General features: G+C 53.7%; 18 protein-coding genes and 1 other annotated feature. Of the genes, 9 read left to right on the top strand and 9 right to left on the bottom strand.

All coding sequences use genetic code 11. The features are described from left to right. Position 1: 1 nt before the first annotated feature. From thrA to BS640_RS01525, 3 genes are all read right to left on the bottom strand, one after another. Positions 2-2,476 (bottom strand): bifunctional aspartate kinase/homoserine dehydrogenase I, encoded by a 2,475-nt coding sequence (thrA, locus tag BS640_RS01535; RefSeq protein WP_017493008.1) that lies wholly within the window; start codon positions 2,474-2,476, stop codon positions 2-4. A gap of 53 nt (positions 2,477-2,529) precedes the next feature. Then, positions 2,530-2,649: a sequence feature (Thr leader region), on the bottom strand. Then, on the bottom strand, positions 2,585-2,656 hold the full coding sequence (gene thrL, locus BS640_RS22340) for a thr operon leader peptide (protein ID WP_081601441.1): 72 nt from the start codon (positions 2,654-2,656) through the stop codon (positions 2,585-2,587). It overlaps the preceding feature by 65 nt. Positions 2,657-2,877: 221 nt before the next feature. Beyond that, on the bottom strand, positions 2,878-3,564 hold the full coding sequence (locus BS640_RS01525) for a tRNA/rRNA methyltransferase (RefSeq protein WP_084911705.1): 687 nt from the start codon (positions 3,562-3,564) through the stop codon (positions 2,878-2,880). Positions 3,565-4,231: 667 nt separating this feature from the next. Here BS640_RS01525 and arcA point away from each other — a divergent pair. Continuing rightward, positions 4,232-4,948, top strand: coding sequence for a two-component system response regulator ArcA (gene arcA, locus BS640_RS01520; protein ID WP_017493010.1), 717 nt, complete (start codon positions 4,232-4,234; stop codon positions 4,946-4,948). Positions 4,949-5,097: 149 nt separating this feature from the next. On the opposite strand, the gene creA is transcribed toward arcA, so the two are convergent. Further along, on the bottom strand, positions 5,098-5,574 hold the full coding sequence (gene creA, locus BS640_RS01515) for a protein CreA (protein ID WP_084911703.1): 477 nt from the start codon (positions 5,572-5,574) through the stop codon (positions 5,098-5,100). A gap of 210 nt (positions 5,575-5,784) precedes the next feature. Here creA and robA point away from each other — a divergent pair, with 210 nt between their 5' ends. Then, entirely contained in the window at positions 5,785-6,654 is an 870-nt protein-coding gene (gene robA, locus BS640_RS01510; RefSeq protein ID WP_017493012.1) for an MDR efflux pump AcrAB transcriptional activator RobA, read from the top strand. A 72-nt stretch (positions 6,655-6,726) separates the two neighbouring features. Here the strand turns inward: robA and gpmB are convergent, their stop codons facing one another. Next, positions 6,727-7,374 carry a 2,3-diphosphoglycerate-dependent phosphoglycerate mutase GpmB gene (gene gpmB / locus BS640_RS01505; RefSeq protein ID WP_017493013.1) on the bottom strand — a complete coding sequence of 216 codons (648 nt, stop codon included), beginning with the start codon at positions 7,372-7,374 and terminating at the stop codon, positions 6,727-6,729. A 49-nt stretch (positions 7,375-7,423) separates the two neighbouring features. On the opposite strand from gpmB, the gene yjjX reads away from it, so the two are divergent. Next, positions 7,424-7,957 (top strand): inosine/xanthosine triphosphatase, encoded by a 534-nt coding sequence (gene yjjX, locus BS640_RS01500; RefSeq protein ID WP_017493014.1) that lies wholly within the window; start codon positions 7,424-7,426, stop codon positions 7,955-7,957. 16 nt (positions 7,958-7,973) lie between these two features. Here the strand turns inward: yjjX and trpR are convergent, their stop codons facing one another. Together trpR and sltY are read right to left on the bottom strand one after the other, a co-directional pair. After that, a complete protein-coding gene (trpR, locus tag BS640_RS01495; RefSeq protein WP_084911701.1) occupies positions 7,974-8,321 on the bottom strand; it encodes a trp operon repressor in 348 nt (115 codons plus the stop codon). A gap of 56 nt (positions 8,322-8,377) precedes the next feature. Continuing rightward, positions 8,378-10,306 carry a murein transglycosylase gene (gene sltY, locus BS640_RS01490; protein ID WP_084911699.1) on the bottom strand — a complete coding sequence of 643 codons (1,929 nt, stop codon included), beginning with the start codon at positions 10,304-10,306 and terminating at the stop codon, positions 8,378-8,380. A 376-nt stretch (positions 10,307-10,682) separates the two neighbouring features. Between sltY and BS640_RS01485 the strand changes: the two genes are divergently transcribed. The 4 genes from BS640_RS01485 (at position 10,683) to ettA (ending at position 16,961) form a co-directional block, all read left to right on the top strand. Next, a complete protein-coding gene (locus tag BS640_RS01485) occupies positions 10,683-11,834 on the top strand; it encodes an efflux RND transporter periplasmic adaptor subunit (RefSeq protein WP_227953344.1) in 1,152 nt (383 codons plus the stop codon). After that, a complete protein-coding gene (locus tag BS640_RS01480; RefSeq protein ID WP_084911697.1) occupies positions 11,831-13,780 on the top strand; it encodes an ABC transporter permease in 1,950 nt (649 codons plus the stop codon). The genes BS640_RS01485 and BS640_RS01480 overlap by 4 nt, the downstream gene beginning before the upstream one ends. After that, positions 13,781-15,148 (top strand): TolC family protein, encoded by a 1,368-nt coding sequence (locus BS640_RS01475; RefSeq protein ID WP_227953261.1) that lies wholly within the window; start codon positions 13,781-13,783, stop codon positions 15,146-15,148. 145 nt (positions 15,149-15,293) lie between these two features. Continuing rightward, a complete protein-coding gene (gene ettA, locus BS640_RS01470; protein WP_026110843.1) occupies positions 15,294-16,961 on the top strand; it encodes an energy-dependent translational throttle protein EttA in 1,668 nt (555 codons plus the stop codon). Positions 16,962-17,024: 63 nt separating this feature from the next. On the opposite strand, the gene BS640_RS01465 is transcribed toward ettA, so the two are convergent. Beyond that, a complete protein-coding gene (locus tag BS640_RS01465; RefSeq protein WP_084911695.1) occupies positions 17,025-17,927 on the bottom strand; it encodes a LysR family transcriptional regulator in 903 nt (300 codons plus the stop codon). Positions 17,928-18,042: 115 nt separating this feature from the next. On the opposite strand from BS640_RS01465, the gene BS640_RS01460 reads away from it, so the two are divergent. Continuing rightward, positions 18,043-19,044: a zinc-binding alcohol dehydrogenase family protein gene (locus BS640_RS01460; protein ID WP_084911693.1), complete on the top strand. Its 1,002-nt coding sequence runs from the start codon at positions 18,043-18,045 to the stop codon at positions 19,042-19,044. A 221-nt stretch (positions 19,045-19,265) separates the two neighbouring features. After that, positions 19,266-19,958: an isoprenoid biosynthesis glyoxalase ElbB gene (gene elbB / locus BS640_RS01455; protein WP_017494270.1), complete on the top strand. Its 693-nt coding sequence runs from the start codon at positions 19,266-19,268 to the stop codon at positions 19,956-19,958. Positions 19,959-20,036: 78 nt separating this feature from the next. Here the strand turns inward: elbB and BS640_RS01450 are convergent, their stop codons facing one another. Then, positions 20,037-21,482: a trypsin-like serine protease gene (locus tag BS640_RS01450; RefSeq protein WP_084911691.1), complete on the bottom strand. Its 1,446-nt coding sequence runs from the start codon at positions 21,480-21,482 to the stop codon at positions 20,037-20,039. Positions 21,483-21,750: the final 268 nt, after the last annotated feature.

The following is a 21,750-nucleotide window of genomic DNA, read 5'->3' as shown; positions in this document are numbered from 1 at the left end:
ATTAAACTCCTAACTTCCATGACAGCGTTCGCAAAAGGTCGGCGAAGACGCCAGCGGCAGTAACATCGTTACCCGCACCGTAGCCGCGCAAAACTAGAGGAATCGGTTGATAATAACGGCTGTAGAACGCCAGCGCATTCTCGCCATTTTTCACTTTATACAGTGGACTGTTACCGTCGACGGCTTCGATCCTGACGCTACAGCGCCCTTCATCTATGGCGCCGACGTAACGCAGCACCTTGCCTTCTGCGGCCGCATCGGCCACGCGTTTTTTGAACTCGGCGTCGAGCTCAGGCAGGCGTGCAAGGAACGCGCTGACGTCACCGGTCGCGTCAAAGGATACCGGCAGAACTGGCTCGACTTCAATGTCAGACAGCTCAAGTTTGTAACCGGCCTCACGCGCCAGGATCAACAGTTTACGCGCGACGTCCATACCCGAGAGATCGTCACGCGGATCCGGCTCAGTAAAACCACTTTCACGCGCCGCCAGCGTCGCCTCAGACAGCGACACGCCCTCGTCCAGCTTGCCGAAGATCTGCGACAGCGATCCGGAGAGGATCCCGCTGAAGCGCACCATCTCGTCACCGGCATTAAGCAGGTTTTGCAAGTTTTCGATAACCGGCAGGCCCGCACCGACGTTAGTGTCGTACAGGAACTTGCGACGAGAGCTCGCCGCCGCCTTACGCAGCTGATGGTAGTAGTTCATCGACGCAGTATTGGCGCGCTTGTTCGGCGTAACCACGTGGAAACCGTCGGACAGCAGATCGGCGTACTGGTTAGCAATGGCCTCGCTTGAAGTACAGTCAACCACCACCGGATTGAGCAGGTGGTACTCTTTGACCAGACGAATCAGACGACCGATGTTGAACGGCTCTTTGGCCGCGCCCAGCTCGTCGCGCCAGTTTTCCAGCGGAATGCCGTGCACGTTGGTCAGCATCGCGCGCGAGTTGGCGATACCGCACACGCGCAGATCGATGTGCTTGGCCTTCAGCCACGCCTGCTGACGACGGATTTGTTCGATCAATGCACCGCCGACGCCGCCGACGCCAATCAGGAACACTTCGATGACCTGATCGGTATTGAACAGCATCTGGTGACTGACGCGTACGCCCATGGTCGCATCGTCATTGCTGACGACCACGGAAATAGAACGCTCTGACGAGCCCTGCGCGATGGCTACGATATTGATATTGGCACGCGCCAGCGCCGAGAAGAACTTGGCGGAGATACCGCGCAGCGTGCGCATACCGTCGCCTACCACCGAGATGACGGCCAGCTTTTCGGTCACGTCGAGCGGCTCAAGCAGGCCGTCTTTCAGCTCCAGGTAAAACTCGTCTTCCAGCGCCTTACGGGCACGAACCAGCTCTCCCTGCGGCACGCAAAAGCTGATGCTGTATTCGGAAGAAGATTGGGTAATCAACACCACCGAGATACCCGAACGCGACATCACCGCGAACACGCGGGCGGCCATGCCAATCATGCCTTTCATCCCCGGACCGGAGACGTTGATCATCGCCATATTGTTCAGGTTGGTGATGCCTTTGACCGGGGTATTTTTGTCTTCAAATTCGCTGCCCGCACTGTGGCTGCCGATGAGCGTACCCGGTGCTTGCGGATTGGCGGTGTTTTTGATGAGACATGGGATCTGGAACTGGGCGATAGGTGTGATAGTGCGCGGGTGCAGGACCTTGGCACCAAAGTACGAGAGCTCCATCGCCTCCTGGTAAGACATCGACTTCAACAGGCGAGCGTCCGGCACAGTGCGCGGATCGCAGGTGTAAACGCCGTCGACGTCGGTCCAGATCTCGCAGCAGTCTGCGCGCAGGCAGGCGGCCAGCACGGCAGCGGAGTAGTCGGAGCCGTTACGTCCCAGCACCACCAGCTCGCCCTTGTCATTACCGGCGGTGAAACCGGCCATCAGCACGATATCGCTGGCAGGAATGTTGCTCGCAGCAATACGGGCGGTAGACTCGTTGATATCGACGGTAGATTCGAGGTAGTGGCCCACGGCCAGCAGTTTCTCGACCGGATTAATCACGGTCACACCGAAACCTTTGGCTTTGAATACGGCTTCCATAATGGCAATCGACAGCTTTTCACCCCGGCAGATGATGCTGGCGTTGACGCTGTCCGGGCACTGTCCCAACAGGCCGATACCGTGCAGCAGCTGTTTGAGCTGACCAAATTCCTGCTCGACAAAACGTTTGATGCCGACCAGGTCAAAGGCAGGGAGCGCCTCGGCAAGGCCGTTAATCAGGTCGGAAAAAATGCGTTCTGCATCGCTTACGATCGGCAGGATGTCCTGCCCGGCAACGGTTTTTTCGATCATCGCGACCAGATGATTGGTAATTTTGGCCGGGGCTGACAATACCGTAGCGACCTGTCCCTGGCTTGCATTGCTCTCCATGATTTCCGCTACCCGCAGGAAGCGCTCGGCATTTGCTACTGACGTCCCGCCAAATTTCAACACTCGCATTTCTGGTTTCTCCTACTCTCTTGTCGAGAAATTTTACTAGGGAATGTAGCCGTAAAAAAAAAGCCCGCACTGGTTAGGTGCGGGCTTTTTCTGTTTTTCCTGTACGCGTCAGCCCGCCCCGTTACCGATGGTAATGGTGGTGGTTGTAATAATTGTGGTGTTCAGGCTGATGTGTCGCATTGGTTTTTGTTGTCTTTATTTAGTTAGTTTTTACTCTGTCTGCCCTATTAGCTAAAGCATAAGCCTCGGTAAGTCAATTTTTTTCTATTTTTCGCCTAAAAAATGCACACAGTGAATGCAGCGGATTAAACCAGTCTTTTAGGCAATTTTTAGATAAAAAAACCAGCATTCTGCATAAAGGATAGACATTCCACTTGCTGTTCTTTAAAAAGCGTCCGACCTCAGTGGCCGAATTTTTTTTCGATATCGTGCAGCAACGTGTGCAGCATGGCGGCATCGCGTTGCTCCAGAACGCCGAGTCTCTGGTGCAGCCAATCCGTCAATTTCTGGTCATCCTGAGAGCCCAAATTAACTAACAAACGCGAGACGCGATCGCGCAGCGCATTCAGTTGCCCCGCCTCGGCCTGAATCGCCTGCTTTTGTGCTATTTGGTTTAACGAAGAGAGCTGATAACAGAATACCATCACCGCCTGCCCGAGGTTGAGCGACGGATAATCGGCAACCATCGGAACGCCGGTCAGCAGATCGGCCAACTCGAGCTCTTCATTAGTTAGGCCCGAATCCTCGCGACCAAACACCAGCGCAACGTTATTGACCCAGTTCTGGCGTTCGGCCAGTTGGGTCTCAAGTTCCTGCGGCGTGCAGTAATAGTGGAATTTTGCCCGGCTGCGCGCAGTGGTCGCAATCGTGAAATCAACGTCGGCCAGTGCCGCTTCGAGGGTGGCAAAGTGCTGTGCATTTTGCAGAATTTCAGCGGAACCATGGGCCACCCAGCCCGCCTCCGGCTGCAAATGAGCCTGACTGTCGACGATACGCAGCGAGGCGAAGCCCATGGTTTTCATTGCCCGCGCCGCTGCGCCCACATTTTCGGGCCGAGCCGGGGAAACGAGAATAATATGAAGTTGCATGAGCTACCTCTGAAAAATGACGATTAAAGAAGATCAGTAGGTCGCCGTTCGAGTTTATTTAAGGCAACAGACAATCGGAATAGGCACAATTATAATTCACATCCGTTTAACAGTCTTCGAATATGTCTTGGTGTTGGCTAAGGAAAAAAGCCTTCGGCGTGCTCGGCTGACATTGAATAGCCATGCCGCGCAAACGACTGATTAATTACCATTAAAAATCATAATGATAAGCAAAGTGAGACTAGTTGTTAAATTTTTTGAAACTTAACGTTATTTATCTATCAAATATTTTTTAATAAACGCCGAAATGTAAGTGCTGGGTGCCGGATTTTAAGTATTTTTCACCTTTCTGTTACCGTGCTACAATTGAAATTGATATATGTCAACAAAGCGTAGTTTTGTTGAGTGGCAGTTTCGGTACTCGCTGTTATATTGCTGTTAATAGGGTTAGGATATGCGCCGCTCAAGGTACCAACGGGACTGCAGGAAGTGGTATCCCAACTGAGCAGGCGATGTTGTTGCCGTTGATGGAAAGTGTACCAAGAACGCGTTTACGTACTTTAGTCATGTCACGAGTGAAACCCGACAAGAAACTGTCAAATTCATCTGTATAACAAGGACTTCTGTACTCCTATTTTCTATTTGTTGGCAATCTTAGGTAGCAAAAATGCAGACCCCCCAAATTCTTATCGTCGAAGACGAATTAGTAACACGTAATACGCTAAAAAGTATTTTTGAAGCAGAAGGCTACGAAGTTTTTGAAGCCAACGATGGTGCCGAGATGCATCACGTACTGTCCGAAAACAATATCAACCTGGTGGTGATGGATATCAACCTGCCGGGAAAAAATGGCCTGTTGCTGGCGCGTGAACTGCGTGAACAGGCTAACGTCGCGCTGATGTTCCTGACCGGCCGCGATAACGAAGTCGATAAAATCCTTGGCCTGGAAATTGGTGCCGATGATTACATGACCAAGCCGTTCAACCCACGTGAATTGACCATCCGTGCGCGTAACCTGTTGACCCGTACCATGAATCTGAGCCCGGTGGGTGAAGAGCGTCGTCTGGTTGAGAGCTATCGTTTTAACGGTTGGGAGCTGGACATCAACAGCCGTTCACTGGTTAGCCCGGCGGGCGAACAGTACAAGCTGCCGCGCAGTGAATTCCGCGCGATGCTGCACTTCTGCGAAAATCCGGGCAAGATCCAGACCCGTGGCGATTTGCTGAAGAAAATGACCGGCCGTGAGCTGAAGCCTCATGACCGTACCGTTGACGTCACAATCCGTCGCATCCGTAAGCATTTCGAAGCGACGCCGGATACCCCAGAGATCATCGCCACTATTCACGGTGAAGGTTATCGCTTCTGCGGCGACCTGGAAGAGTGATCGTTGCCCCAGCCGCATCGTCGCGTTGGGATATAGATTATCTATCAATGAGTTGAATCGTTAACACTCGGGTTGCCAACCGGTCTGTAACAGTTAAAAAGGCCAGCGAAAGCTGGCCTTTTCTTTTACGTAGCGTGAGCGACAGTCGCTTAGCGATTACCCCATGGGATAATCGGCACTGCGCTGATGGCGTTCTTCGGCGAACCGTCGACCACTTTGTCGGAATAGCTCAGATAAACCAGCGCATTTCGTTTTGGATCATAGAAACGCACGACCTGCAGCTTTTTGAATATCAAAGACGTTCTCTGTTTGAAAACCACGGTTCCCTTGTCACCGCCCTTCTTGATGTCGTCAGACACCTCGACCGGACCAATCTGCTGACAGGAGATGGCTGCGTCAGAGGTATCTTCAGCTAATCCAAGGCCGCCTTTAATGCCGCCCGTCTTGGCACGACTGATATAACAGGTTACATTTTTAACATCCGGATCGTCGAAAGCTTCGACCACAATTTTATGGTCCGGTCCAAAGAGTTTAAACACGGTATCCACAGAGCCAATCTGCTCCGCCTGTGCCGCTGCGGAACATAGCGACAACACTCCAAGTACAAAAATTAAACAATTTTTCATCGAGTTACCCCAAGTCATTTAGTTGACTGATAAACTAATCCTACCACTGTAACATCTTGCGCTGGCTCACAAAGTGAAAATGATTAAGCCATAATTTCTCCAAAATCGCACAGTATGCTAAAAAATATCTGCGAGTTTTAACGTTAAAAAATTGCTATCATGCACGGGTTAAATTACTACGCGCCTATATAAGTTCAACGAGGATGATCTATGGATCAAGCAGGAATCATTCGTGATCTTCTCAGCTGGTTAGAAACACACCTTGACCAGCCGTTATCACTCGACAACGTTGCAGCAAAAGCAGGCTACTCTAAATGGCACCTGCAGCGTATGTTCAAGGATGTCACGAATAATGCTATTGGTGCTTACATTCGGGCTCGCAGGCTTTCTAAAGCTGCAGTAGCACTGCGTCTGACCAGTCGGCCAATTCTCGATATTGCCCTGCAATACCGTTTTGACTCTCAGCAGACTTTCACCCGGGCTTTCAAAAAACAATTTGCACAAACACCTGCACTGTATCGTCGCTCTGAAGATTGGCACTCTTTCGGAATTTGTCCACCCATCCGTTTAGGTGCTTTCATTCTTCCGCAGCCGGAGTTTATCTCTATGCCGGAAAAACATCTGATTGGCGTGACGCAGAGCTATTCCTGTACGCTGGAACAAATTACAACCTACCGTAATGAAATGCGGGATCATTTCTGGCGTCAGTACATTGGTGAAACAACAGAATTACCGCCACTTCTTTATGGTCTTCATCATTCAAGACCAAGCCAGGAAAAAGATGACGAGCAGGAAGTGATGTATACCACCGCCATTGAGCCAAGCCATCTGACCGACAATATGCCGGAAGGAAAAGAAATTGTGCTCAACGAAGGTGAATACGCCATGTTCCGCTTCAAAGGTTCACCGGAAGGGCTTCAGGAGTTTATCCTGACGCTGTACACCACCTGCCTGCCGACGCTGAAACTTACCCGTCGTAAAGGTCAGGACATCGAGCGTTTCCATCCAATGCGTAAAACCATGGGAACCGAGCCGCCGAAAGAAATGGATTGTGATTACCTCATCCCTATCCGCCGCTAAAAGTAATCAGACGCGACAGGATTCATCCTCCTGCCTGCGCCTGTTTATTCGCTATACCAGCTCGTTATGAGATTAACGCTGTAATTCGTCTAACGCGGGCTGATCCAGATGCGCAATATCGCCTGCCGTTTCAACAATCCATCCTGACGCCAACCACGCACTTTGCTGATGATCGACGCGTGAGATAGAACAGTTACGCAAACGCAAACGACGCTCGGCGTACGGCGGCAGTCCCAGAATGGTGCTGATAAGACAGCCCAACGCAATACCGTGACTCACCAGCAACGGCTTGCTGCCTTCCGGCAGATTCAGGCAGTCGTCGAGTGCCTGACGCATACGCGACGCCAGCTCGTTCATGGTCTCGCCTTGCGGAATACGTCCCTCCGGCGTGCCATCGACCATCTGCTTGCGCCATGTCTCTTCCTGCGGCGTCAGGCCGTCGAGATGACGAGTTTCCAGCACGCCCATATGCAGTTCACGCAGGCGCGGGTCCGTAATGACTTCACAACCACAGGCATCGGCGATAATTTCTGCTGTACGTTTCGTGCGTCCTAGATCGCTGGCAATCACATGTGTGATACCCTCATTGCGCACCCTTTCGGCGACTTGCTGTGCCTGAAAGACCCCTTTTTCGGTCAACGGGCTGTCAGACTGTCCCTGAATACGGCGTGCTGCATTCCATTCGGTTTCGCCATGACGGACGAGATATACCTGTAACATGAGTTTTTTCCGTTATACTGCGTGAAATAAGCTAAGGACAATGAAATCTATGTATCACGTTATCGCTGCTACGACCAACCCAGCAAAAATTAACGCAATTGCCATGGCTTTTGAGGACATTTTCGGTGCCGATTCTTTCCGCATTGAAGGCATCGACGTCGACAGCGGCGTTCCCGAACAGCCTATTGGCAGTCTCGAAACCCGTACGGGTGCACGACATCGCGTCATCAGCGCACGCCAAATCCGCCCCGAGGCGGATTTCTGGGTCGGGATAGAAGCTGGAATCGAAGACAACATGACTTTCGCGTGGATGGTGATTGAAAACATGCATCAACGCGGCGAATCGCGCTCTGCCAGCCTGATGTTGCCTGAAATTATATTACAGGAGATAGGTCAGGGGAGTGAATTGGGCGACGAAATGGAAAAACTCTCGGGCATTGCCGAAGTTAAACGCAAGGGGGGAGCGATTGGTATCTTTACCGCCGGGAAGCTAACGCGTACCAGCGTGTATCATCAGGCGCTGGTGTTGGCCCTTGCGCCCTTCCATAATGCGATTTACCAGACACGTTCACAGACGCACTAACGTCTGCCTGCGCAGGCTACGACTGCGTTGTGTCGTCGTCCGCTGATTCTAGTAAACGCGCCGCCAGCCAGGCCTTGAGCTCAGGCGGTGCGGATTTCAGCCCATTTGAGCCTCGCGTAATCGTTGCAATACCCGCACCCAGCTGGTTTTTGAGTTCGCGCTGACTCAACTCTCCCCTCATCAATTCTTCAATGATCCTCAAACGCGTTCCCAGCGCAGTGCGCTCGTCGGGCGTAAGAAAAAGCTGAAGCAGGGAATTTTGCAGATTTTCAGCAAAAGATTGCTGTAGCAATGCCAGAAAGCATTGCCAGTCCTCATTGCCTTGTTGGGAAAGAGCCGGGTCATTCAAAGAAATTTGTGCCATGGATACGCTGCCACACTATTAAACTAGTACAGCAGCATACCATAGTGGCGCAAAGATCAATAACGCCTCTGCCACTCCGCGTCGGTTAAGACTTTGGCTGGCTGATGTAAAAAGTAGCGATAAAACGCATCATACGCTAACACATTTTTAACATATCGGCGAGTTTCAGAGAAAGGAATACTTTCTATAAATGCGACGGCGTCCACGCGTCCTTCGGTATTGCCCAGCCAGGTATTCACTCGGCCCGGACCCGCATTATAGGCGGCACTCGACAAGATACGGTTGCGGCCAAACATCTGATAGACATATTCCAAATACCCGGTACCAATGGTGATATTGGTTTGCGGATCAAGCAGCTGGCTGCTGTTGGTATAGCCAGGAATACCGCTCATCTGCACCGTATGCTCCGCCGTGGCAGGCATTAATTGCATCAGGCCTGCGGCACCGACCGGCGAACGTGCCGCCGGATTCCAGGCGCTTTCCTGACGGGCAATCGCCATCGCGTAGCTCTGAGTAATGCCTTTATTTTCAGTTGCCTGGCGGAATTCCGGTGACCAGGCCAGTGGGAAGCGCTCCTGCAAATAATCCCACAGTTTACCGGCGATAGTGGCCTGCACACTCAGCTCGGGCCAGCCTTTCTCGTAGGCGTAACGGGCCAGTGCCTCCTGCTGTGTTTTACTGCGGCTCTGCACCAGATACGTCCATTCAGTGCGCGCCAGATTATCCATATTCCAATAGAGTAGCTCGCGCACGCGGGCTATCTCCGGCGACTTATCCAGGCTAGCGTCAGGCCTTGCGGCCACGGAAATGGTCATGGGATAAGCGACATTGAGCTTTTGTGCCGCCGCCATCGGATAGAAACCACGGCCCTGCATCAGGGTGCGTAGAATGCTTTCACCCTCGGTACGACGGCCTTGATCGATGAGCAGCGCGGCGTGCCAGTAGCGCCATTCATCTTCCTGCATCGCGTCCGCTGGAAGCTGCTGCATCCAGCGCGCCAGCCCCTGACGGTCACCGGCAGCCAGAGACATACGAATGCGGCGTTCAACCAGCGAGGTGGAGTGACTGCGAAGGATGACGTTGTCGCGCCACGCGGCCTGTTCTGGCGTCGCATCGCTGCCCATATACTGCCAGGCAACGGTCTCTTCCAGACCGAGGCGATCGCCATCGTCCATTTTTTGCAGCCGCGCCAGGATAGGCAGCATCGAGCGTGCATTATCGGCGTTGTCACGCGCAACGCGGGCAAAGGCGATGCTCACGGCATTGCGGGTAAAGTCGGTCGGTCCAACGGTACGCGCAAAGCTTTCGACGGTATTGGGATCGTTTTGCAGTGCCACCAGCGCGTCACTCATCGTCTGGTAGTCCGACGGCAGCTGTTTGGCGAGATAGGTCACTAGGCTGCTATTACCCGCCTTCATCGCCAGAGCGATGCGCTGTAGCGTCGTCAGCGCGGTCTGATTACCGGCTTGTTGCCATACGGTGAAAAGCTTATCGCAGGTGCCCGGCAGCGAGGTGCCGGTCAACCAGATATCTTTAGCGCCATCGAATGCGACCTGCTGTTGGCCGGTAGACCACTTGGCGAAATAGTAGTTGCAGCGTGCGGCAACCGGCCGCGGCGCCTGCGGGCTGAAGGAGAGCAGCCCCTGCCAGTCCTGACGCCTCGCCAGTTCGTTGACAAAGCGCGCAGGCAGCGAACGCGCAGGCGGCAGTGTGGGGTTGGCCTTGACGAAGGCCGTAATCTGCTGCGGCGTCACCAGGGCAATATCCTGCGTTAGCTGGCGGTATTCCAGATAAGGATATAAAGGATAATCTGTCAGAGTGGGCATCAGCTGGCTCACAACGTCGAGCTGATTGGCATCCCAGGCCTGCTTGATCTGCATGTAACGCTGGCGTTGTGCATCCAGAGAGTCAGCGTGGGCTGCGCCCGCTGCCGACACTAACAACAGTCCCACCGTCAAAAATCGCCACTTGTCCGCCTTGACCATACTTACCTTTATCCTCGCTGGTTGTGTTGCTGACTGCTTGCCCATAAAAAATAGGCCCTGATGACAAAAATGCACAGTCGTCATTGATAGACATTGTATACGCTAATCTATTCGCCCCAAGAAATGAAGAAATGCCCTTCCCACGCCGCAAACTTTACACAGTTTGAAGAACACCCCGATATCTCGCCACCTTACTCAGGCCGACTCTCAGGGTGGCCTGCCCTAAAACCTGATTAATTCCTGAAATAAGGAGAATTAAGTTCTCGGATACAGGCCAAAAGTTATCATCGCCGAGTGATTAAAAAATAGCCGGATTAACATATTGAATATGATGAAAAAAGCGAGCAACAGGCCGTTAAAAACCTTGCTCATTTTAATGCTTTTATCGGCTGCGGCCCTCGGCATTTATGGGGTGAGCGGGGGATTGAAGGCCACCGAACCTGAGTATGTTACCGCTAAGGTGAAGCGCGGCGACATCGAGAACGCCGTGCTCGCCACCGGCAAGCTCGACGCGTTCGAGCGCGTTGACGTCGGTGCACAGGTCACCGGTGAGGTCACCTCTCTAAAGGTCAAAATGGGAGACGCCGTCGTCAAGGGCCAGTTGCTGGCCGAAATCGACTCCCTGCAACAGCGTAACAACTTACGCAACGCCGAAGCCGCGCTCAACGTCATCCGCGCGAACAAAAAAGCCAAGCAGGCACAGCTTGCTCAGGCCAACGCCCAGTTTATTCGTCAAAAACGCATGCTGAGCCAGCAGGCCAGCTCGCGTGAAGAACTGGAGAACGCCGACATGGCTCTCAAGATGACCCGCGCAGAGCGGGTAGCGATTGAGTCCCAATTAGTGCAGGCGCAAATCGAGGTCGACAAAAAGAAGCTGGATCTGAGCTACACCAAAGTACTGGCGCCGAAAAAAGGCATCGTCATCGCCATTGTCGCGCAGCAGGGCCAGACCCTGAACGCCAGCCAGAATGCGCCGACCGTCGTGAAACTCGCCCAACTCGACGTGATGACCATCAAGGTGCAGATCTCAGAGGCAGATATCACCCGTGTCCGTCAAGGGCAGAAGGCCTATTTCTCGACCTTCGCCGAGCCTGGCAAACGTTACCATGCCCAGCTGCGCGTGATTGAGCTTGCGCCAGAATCCATTATGAAACAAGAGAGTAGCGGACAGGCAAGCCCGGTATCCGCTGCGGCCAACGGTTCGGTGTATTACAACGCACTGCTCGACGTGCCCAATCCCGAGAATCGGCTGCGCATCGCCATGACTGCGCAGGTCACGCTGCCCTTGCAGGAGGCGAAGAATGTGCTGCTGATCCCCGCGCGAGCGGTTACCAGGGTCAACGATAAGCTGCAACAGGTCGAGGTGCTCAACAAAAATGGCCAAAAAGAACGGCGCGACGTGCAGACCGGCATCACCAACAGCGTGGATATCGAAATCACTCAGGGGCTTAAAATAGGTGAGGTAGTGGTACTAAACGCCGGGCTAGTGAGACAGACGTCCGAAGACGACGCGGTAATTTACCAGTGACAACCTCTGAGCAAGCCCTCATCGCGCTTAAAGGCGTCTCTCGCGTCTTCGCCAGCGGGACCTCTTCAATCACCGTGCTTAACAACATCACGCTCGAGGTCACCGCCGGTGAAATGGTGGCTATCATGGGCACCTCGGGTTCCGGCAAATCCACGCTGATGAACATCATCGGCTGTCTGGATGTCGCCACGTCTGGCGAGCTTTACATCGACGGGCAAAACACCGCCCAACTCTCCGCTGATGCACTCGCCGCCCTGCGCCGCGAGCACATAGGTTTTATCTTCCAGCGCTATCACCTGATGCCGGATATCAGCGCGCTCGCCAACGTCGAGATCCCGGCAATTTATGCCAACGTCTCACGCATTAACCGCCGTGAGCGCGCCAGTGCCCTGCTGTCACGTCTTGGTCTGGCAGGACGCGAGCATCACCGCCCGGGTCAGCTCTCGGGTGGGCAACAGCAGCGGGTCAGCATTTGCCGGGCGCTTATCAACGGCGGAGAAATTATTCTGGCCGATGAACCGACCGGCGCGCTCGACTCGACCTCTGGGCAGGAAGTACTCCAGATCCTTAACGAGCTGCACCAACTCGGCCATACGGTCATTATCGTTACCCACGACATCAACGTGGCGCGTCAGGCACAGCGGGTTATCACCCTGCGCGACGGAGAGGTGGTGTCTGATACCGGCAAACATGCGCCGAATCCGGCCACCCTGCCGAAAAAAACCTCTGAACGGCAAAGCCATTGGCAGAGAGGCCTCGAACGAGCGCAGAACGCCCTGCTGATGGCCCTAAAAGCCATGAATGCGCATCGACTGCGAACCCTGCTGACCATGGCGGGCATCATTTTCGGCATTGCCGCCGTGGTGACCGTCGCCGCACTGGGCGAAGGCGCTAAACAGAAAACGCTGGAAGAAATTGAGGGGCTTGGCGCAAACGTCATTACTCTCTTTCCGGGCGACAACTTTTATCGCACTGGGCCGCTGGTAAATCCTGTTCTCAGGGTGACGGATGCCGAAGCCATCGCCGCCCTCAACGAGGTCGACGGCGTCAGCCCCGAAATTTCCGACACCAAACAGGTTGTTTTCCGCCAGCAAACGGCCTCAAGCACGGTGACCGGCGTGGGGCGCGATTATTTTCGTATCAACGGAATAGAAATTTTACAGGGCACCGTTTTTCAAAACGATCGCAGCGCGTTACAGGAAGGCGTTATTGACGAAAACCTGCGTAATATCCTGTTCCCGAAGGACCGTCAGGACCCGTTGGGACAGGTTATTTATCTCGGCGTCCTGCCGGTGAGAATAGTCGGCGTCGCGTCGAGCTATAAACACGCGCCGCCGAACGCCAGCTACGTCTGGATCCCCTATTCCACGGTATTTCAGCGCATGTCCGCGCAGCAGACCCTCGGCAGTATCAGCGTAAAACTTAAAGACAGCGCCGACAGCGTGGCGGCAGTAGAGGCCATAAAACGGCTGCTTGTCCAGCGCCACGGGGCCAAGGACTTCATGATTTTCAATCAGGACCAATACCGTAAATCACGAGAACGCACCTCGACAATATTCAGCCTGCTTATCCTGATGGTTGCCGCCATCTCGCTGACCATCGGCAGCCTCGGGGTCATGAATATCATGTTAGTCTCCGTCACCGAACGCACTCATGAGATTGGCGTGCGGATGGCCGTTGGCGCACGTCGCAGTGACATCATGCAGCAGTTTATTGTCGAGGCGGTGCTGGTTTGCATCACCGGTGGGGTGTTGGGCATTGCGCTGTCGCTGGCGGTTGGCCCGCTGTTTAATACCTTGGGCAACGGCGCGTTGAACGCGATTTTCTCATGGCAGACAGCGGCGATTGCCTTCTGCTGCTCGACCCTTATTGGAATGATTTTCGGCTATCTGCCGGCTCACAAAGCCGCACGGATGGATCCAGTCATTTCGCTGGCAAGCGAATAAATGATGAAACTGTCCCTTCGAGTCTGTTTCCTGTCGATAGCCTGCCTGCTCGTCGGCTGCGGCACGTGGGTCAAAAGCGAGTTCACACCTCCGGTCGTGCACTACCCTCCTCAGTGGCAATCGGTTGAGTCAGGTCAGGCTTTACCCGCTATTTTTGCCTGGCATGATTTTCACGATCCTCGCCTTGAGCGCTGGATTGCGCGGGTGCAGAAAAGTAATCCCGATCTCGCATTAGCCGCGCTGCGGCTTTATCAAGCCAGACTGGCGGCGCAGGAGACCGGTATTTCTCAGGTAGAGAAACTGCAGCTTGGCCTCACGACCGGAACGACGCGGGCACTTTCTCGGTCCGAAAGTACCGCTAAAAGCAGCAGCGCCCGCCTGGCGACCGGCTATGAACTGGACCTGTGGGGAAAAATCGCGCGCCAAAAAGACGCTACAGAATGGGAGAAACAGGCCAGCGAGCAGGACCTGCGGGCCGCGCGCCTGTCTCTTCTTGCCACCGCCAGCCAATATTACTGGCAGCGCGCTTCTCTGAATAGGCGCCTGAGCATTGCGCATCAAGAGATTGAATATGCGGAGAAAACCCTACAGCTGGCGAATGTACGCTTTGCCGCAGGCAAAACCGCTCAGCTCGACACACTCGACGCGCAGCGGGGATTGCTGGAGCAGCAAAACGTCCTGGTACAGTTGCAGAATGAACGCGACCAGGTCGTCAATCTGCAGACGTTACTGCTCGGTGCACCGCCCGGCACCGTCATTGAAGAACCCACACCGCTGGCTTATCGCTATCTCCCTACGGTGAATTCAGGCATCTCCGCCGCCGTGCTGCAAAACCGCCCCGACGTAAAGGCACAGGAGCTTCGCTTGCGTAACACATTGAACCAGAAAGACATTAAACGGCTCGACTATTACCCTTCGCTCAGCTTGACCGCCACGCTCGGCACCAGCAGCGCGCTGTTGGGCAAATTACTGAGCAACCCAATGGGTGCCTTGGGCGCAGGCCTCTCCCTGCCGTTCGTTGAATGGCGAAAAATGAATCTGCAAATAGAGACGGCACAGAATGTCTTCGAGCAAAAAAGCCTGCTGTTTAGCCAGACGCTGTACCAGGCAATGCGCGAAGTTGACGACAGCCTTTCCAGGCACGAAACCTTAAAGGCAGAACAGCAAACGCGGCAACGTATACTTGCGCTGAGCCGCCAATCGGAATATCTGTATGAAGTACGCTACCGCGAAGGCGCGGGCAAGCTTGCTGACCTGCTCGATGCCCGACAGCGTAGACGCCTGGCCGAATTGGCCGTGGAGGCAAACCTGCTGAGCCAGTACCAAAATCTTGCGCAGATCTATTTGGCTCTGGGGGGTGAGAGTTAGGCTGAAACAGGCTAAACTTCGCAGTCAGAACAACTATCAGTCTTGCCGCAGTCAGGCGCGGCTGAATTCAATCTGCCGGAGTGCGCACAGCGTCAACCTGACCTGTTTACAGCAACCGGCCTGCAAGCAAGAGGCTCAAAACAACGTGGCTCAATACGTATACAGCATGCATCGCCTTGGCAAAGTCGTCCCGCCAAAGCGTCATATCCTTAAGAACATCTCCCTGAGTTTCTTCCCGGGTGCAAAAATCGGCGTTCTCGGCCTTAACGGTGCAGGTAAGTCAACGCTGCTGCGCATCATGGCCGGTATTGATACCGACATCGAAGGTGAAGCGCGCCCACAGCCAGGCCTGAAAATCGGTTATCTGCCGCAGGAACCTAAGCTTAATCTGGAGCAGACCGTTCGCGAATCGGTTGAAGAAGCCGTCGCTGAAGTGGTTGGCGCACTGAAACGTCTGGACGAAGTGTACGCGCTGTATGCAGACCCAGACGCCGACTTCGACAAGCTGGCCGCTGAACAGGGTAAGCTGGAAGAGATTATTCAAGCGCACGATGGCCATAACCTGAACGCACAGCTCGAGCGTGCCGCCGATGCACTGCGCCTGCCGGACTGGGACGCAAAAATTGCCAACCTGTCGGGTGGTGAGCGTCGCCGCGTGGCCCTGTGCCGCCTTCTGCTCGAAAAGCCGGAAATGCTGCTGCTCGACGAACCTACCAACCACCTGGATGCCGAATCCGTAGCCTGGCTGGAACGCTTCCTCCACGACTTCGAAGGTACCGTAGTGGCTATCACCCACGACCGTTACTTCCTCGATAACGTCGCGGGCTGGATCCTTGAACTTGACCGTGGTGAAGGTATTCCATGGGAAGGCAACTACTCTTCCTGGCTTGAGCAGAAAGACGAACGTCTGGCACAGGAAGCCTCTTCCGAAGCCGCGCGTCGCAAGTCTATCGAGAAAGAGCTGGAGTGGGTGCGCAAAGGTGCCAAAGGCCAACAGTCTAAAGGCAAGGCGCGTCTGGCACGCTTCGAAGAGCTGAACAACACCGAATACCAGAAACGTAACGAAACCAACGAACTGTTCATTCCACCAGGTCCGCGCCTGGGTGACAAAGTTGTTGAAGTCACTAACCTGAGCAAGGCTTACGGTGACCGCATTCTGATTGACGATCTGTCCTTCTCGGTACCGAAAGGCGCCATCGTCGGCATCATCGGCCCTAACGGTGCGGGTAAATCGACCCTGTTCCGTATGATGTCAGGTCAGGAACAGCCGACCGGCGGTAACATCGAGCTGGGCGAAACCGTCAAGCTGGCCTCTGTCGATCAGTTCCGTGATGCAATGGACAACAGCAAAACCGTGTGGGAAGAAGTTTCCGGCGGTCAGGACATCATGCGTATCGGTACTACCGAAATGCCAAGCCGCGCCTACGTTGGCCGCTTTAACTTTAAAGGCGTCGATCAGGGCAAACGCGTTGGCGAACTGTCCGGTGGTGAGCGCGGTCGTCTGCACCTGGCCAAGCTGCTACAGGTTGGAGGCAACATGCTGCTGCTCGATGAACCGACCAACGACCTGGATATCGAAACCCTGCGCGCGCTGGAAAACGCCCTGCTGGAGTTCCCGGGCTGTGCGATGGTTATTTCCCACGACCGTTGGTTCCTCGACCGTATCGCGACCCACATCCTCGACTATCAGGATGAAGGCAAAGTTGAATTCTTCGAAGGTAACTTTACCGAATACGAAGAATACAAGAAGCGTACCCTGGGCGCCGATGCCCTGGAACCACGCCGTATCAAGTACAAGAAGATCGCTAAATAATCTTTATGTAATCAGATGCCTAGATACAAAACCCGGACGCAGTCAGTCCGGGTTTTTTATTGCCTACAGCGGCGTCTGGTAGTGTTCTGCAAAGGCGTAGTCGTTGAGCATAAAATCGATAAAACAGGCCAACGCAGGCGAATTGAGCTTACGGCTCGGATAGACCAGATACAGCGAATTGCTCTCCGCCTCCCACTCGGGCAGCACTCTCACCAACAGCCCCTTACGCACTTCTTCGCGGCACATAAAGGCAGGCAGCAGCGTGATCCCTGCCCCGGCAATCGCACATTCCCGTGCATACAGCAGGTTATCGGTGTGATGTGCGGGCGGCAGCACCCAGCGGTGATAGCTGTCACCGCGGCGTAGGATCCACTCCTTCCACGCCTGATGGCCGATACAGCTGTGCGTCTCCAACTGCTGAGGCAAGGTGAGAGGCGGATGCTGAGCGAGATAGTCTGGTGCGGCAAGCAGGTAGCGCGGCCCTTCACCGAGCGAGCGACCAATCAACGATGAGTCCTGCGGTTTACCGCTCCTGAGCGCAACGTCGAAGCCTTCCTGTACCAAATCAATCAACTGATCCGACACCGAGACCTCAAGCGAGACGTCGGGATAACGTTTCGAAAACTCGGCGTTCATCCTCGCTAGCAGCGTGGCACCTAACCCGGCCGGGCTGGTAATGCGCAGGCGTCCACTGGGGTTATCCTTGAGGCGCAGAATCGCCAGCTCGGCGCGCTCGCTGGCCAACAGCATCTCCTGACAGTGCACCAGATAACGTTCTCCGGCAAAGGTCAGGTTCAATTGCCGCGTGGTGCGATTCAACAGCCGCATCCCCAGTCCCTGCTCAAGCTGGCTAACGCGCTGACTCACGCTCGACTTAGGCAAACCGGCCCTTTTCGCCGCCAGCGTGAAGCTGCCGGTTTCGGCCACCAGCGCAAACAGCGCCATATCCTGCAGTTGCTTAAACACAATTGTTCACCTCAGACGAACACTTTGTTAATTATTGTCCATCTTATCAGCTTGGCTCTCGGCCGCTACACTGGTGTTATTGAAGAAAACCCAGACACCTTATTGGAGTGACATCATGACTATTAAAGCGATTGCCGTTGACCCTAAAAATCCCCAGCAGTTTATTGCCCTCGAGCTACCGCAGCCAGAAGTGGGTGAAAATGACCTACTGGTTGAGATTAAAGCCGTCTCCATCAACCCGGTAGATACCAAAGTTCACAAAGGGGCGGTTAAAAACGGCCTCGAAGCCCCCAAAGTATTGGGCTGGGATGCAAGCGGCGTCGTGAAGGCCGTGGGCAAAAGCGCGAGCGGATTCAGCATTGGCGACGAAGTTTGGTATGCGGGCGATATTACCCGTTCGGGCAGCAACGCCAGCGAGCAGCTGATCGACTACCGCATCGTGGCGAAAAAGCCGACCTCGTTAAACTGGGCGGAAGCAGCAGCGATGCCGTTGACCGCGCTGACTGCCTGGGAAGGTCTGTTCGAGCATCTGCACATTCAGGACGCCGATGCCGATAAAACCCTACTGATCGTTGGCGGTGCCGGTGGCGTAGGTTCGCTGGCTATCCCCTTCGCCGCCCAACGTAGCAAAGTCAAAGTGATCGCGACCGCCTCTCGCCCAGAGTCAGCGGCCTGGTGCATCGAGCGCGGTGCGGACCTGACCGTGAACTACCAGGATTTAGTCGGAGAACTTGCAAAACATGATATCAAACAGGTCGATTACATCTTCTGCCTGAATGATACCGACGGCCACTGGGAAGCGATTGGCAAGCTTATCGCCCCGCTCGGCAAAATCTGCACTATCGTCGAGAACAGCAAGCCGCTTGATCAAAACCAGCTCAAGCTGAAAAGCGCCTCGCTGCACTGGGAATTCATGTTCACCCGCAGCATGTACATCACGCCGGACATCGGCGAGCAGGGCAAAATCCTGCAGCAGGTGGCCGATTTGGTTGACGCCGGCAAGGTAAAAACCACCCTGACCGATACGCTGACGGGTCTTTCTGTCGCAAGCATTCAGGCGGCGCATGACAAGGTGCTCGACGGCCATATGCAGGGCAAAGTTGTGGTGGCTTTCTAAATCGTGACGTTCTAAATAGTGACTGTGCATTTTCCCCAAGGCTGCCCTCGTGCGGCCTTTTTTTGCGACGGCGTTTTATCTGCCCCGCAAAGTGACCCTCTTCACAAAGCGCAGGGTTTTAAATTAAATAAAACCGACATCCTTAATACAGATCACAAAGGGGCCATTATTTTTGAACAAAAATAAAATTCTCAGCACATTGATAAAAAGAGGGACTGTTGATGAATGGCAAAAAAGTAGCGGTTATTCTTTCCGGCTGCGGCGTATATGACGGTGCCGATGTCAATGAAGTCGTGCTGACCCTTCTGGCGCTCGAGAGCAGTCAGGTGACTTATCAATGCTTTGCGCCCGATATGCTGCATCACCATATAATTAATCACATTACCGGTGAAGTGTCGCATCAGGAAAGAAACGTGCTGGTTGAGGCGGCAAGGATGGTTCGCGGCGAAATTAAAGCCGTTGCCGAATGCCACAGTCGCGAATTCAGCGCCGTTATCGTACTGGGCGGTGCCGGTGTTGCCATCAACCTCTCTGACTTTGCGTTCAAAGGTCCCGACTGCGATATCCACAGCGAGACGTTAGAGGTTCTCAACAGTTTCAAAGATGAGAACAAGCCGGCTGGATACCTTTCGATTGCGCCAGTACTGGCCCCGCTGATTTATGGTGAAGGCGTAGAACTGACCATAGGCAATGACCGCGACACTATCGAAATTCTCGAGAGCATGGGCGCTGTACATAAACGCACGTCGTATGATGAAACGGTAGTGGACGTGAAAAACAGTCTGGTGACCACGCCCGCTTATATGGTGGCAACCAGCCTTATTGAAGCGAAGGCCGGTATCGACAAGCTGGTGAAAGAAGTGCTCTCTATGAGCATGAGCCCGCGATCCTACTTCCTGCACGCCGTTGGCTGAGGCCGTCCGCTTTGCGGGCCAGGACGACAAAAAGCCACCAACGACGTCGATCGTTGATGGCTTTTTTATTCGCTGGATTTACCGTAACGCTTTCCATGCAAGATACGCCGCTACGCCCTTACCGGGTTCGTAGGCCGCGCTTTTGTAACCGCAGTAAGCGGTATAGGGGAAGCCTTTACACTGATAAAGTTTGCCGTTTCTCGCCGTCACAATATCACCCGCTTTATAAGCATGTCCGCGCTGGTAATTTGGATATTCAGGCTCAGGATTAGACGTTTCCTCATCAGTAATCCTGATATCCGCGTGAAGCGTCAAGGTGTTGGTATAAGCTTTGTCATTCCAGCCTTGCGCCGAGACAGTGAATACGCCTTGATAGTGCCCGGCTGGCAGAGATTCATTGTCCTCACTCATAAATTTCAGCACCAGCGAACTCTGATTCTGACCGCAGCTCACCGCACTGTTCATCGGCGCTTTGGCACAGCCAACGTCGCGCCAGGCGCGGATATTGACCTGATGATAATAACCTTGGTTCACATCGCGCAGGTTAAGTTGAATAATGCTATGACCCTGACCTAAATCCCAGTCTGCGTCCGTCGGACCGGTCGCCGCCGACTGCTTCGGAACGGTATAACTCACGGAGCTGTCCTTCGCCTCATGCGACAGGTCAGGCAATTTCAGCTCATGCGTAGCATCGACAGTGGTCATGCTGGTAAAGGTGCGAACCTGCGGATATACGCTCTTAATCCACTGCGCATATTTAGCGACGCGAACGGCGTGAGAAGAGGTCATTGAGCCGCCCTTAGTGACACCGACGATGCTCCAGAATCCACGGTGATGCTGCCACCAGGCGCTGCCGCTGTCGCCCGGCGCGAGGCGTGCCCAGGCTTTGGAGTCTTGATTCGGATGGTAAGGCGCACTCAGGGCGTAATCCATCGCAAAGAGTTCATCGATAACGCTTTCGCCAGCAGCGCGTTTGGAGCCTTCCTGCGGCGCGAAGTCGTCCTGCGGTGACTGACCGTTTGCGGACACATCGCCGGTACCCCAGTTGCCATAGCCCAGGAAATTGACGGTATTATTTATTTCTTCACTGCCGTCATAGATCCACGGCTGACTCACAGGTTGCCCTTTGCTATCAAGCATGTCGGCTTTTTTGTTCAGTACCAGCATAGCGATATCGCTGCCGTTGCCGCCCATTTCTTCCGGCGGATTTATACGGTATGGCCCGGAATAATACACCCCATCCTCGGCGATAACCTTGCCGTTTTTATCCTTGAATTGACCCACGTAAGGCCCCTTCGCGGCGGTGGGTTCTTTCCAGTCGGCACAGTGGGCACCCGTTAAAATATAGCTCTTCTTGCCGTCTTTGCTGTCGCCCAACCAGGTAGCCGTACAGGCATAAATTTTACCTACCGCGTCAAAACGTGCGGATAACGCTTTTTCTCGCAGGGGGCCGTAAGCCATTTCAAGAGTATTAGGAATATTATTAACATCGCCGCCGTTTTTAATAAAAGTCGGGTGATTCATGACTACCGCATGGGAATATAAGGAGGTAAATGATGCAGTTAATAACAACATCACTTGTAATACAGGATTGAATTTCATATTGCTACCAGAGGATAATAAAATAAAATAACACTTTGAATTAAAAATAATTAAATACAAAGGCGTTTGATATGAAATAAGGTAGCATTATTAAAAGGTGAATAATATGAAGGCTATTTAAAATAGAAATATCTACTGCGGATAGAGAATATTCTCGACTAAGAGAAACAGTATATTCACTCTGTAAATA

The organism is Rouxiella badensis (genome assembly GCF_002093665.1).
GTDB classification, from domain to species: Bacteria; Pseudomonadota; Gammaproteobacteria; order Enterobacterales; family Enterobacteriaceae; genus Rouxiella; species Rouxiella badensis.
This window is presented reverse-complemented; position numbering and strand designations above follow the sequence as displayed.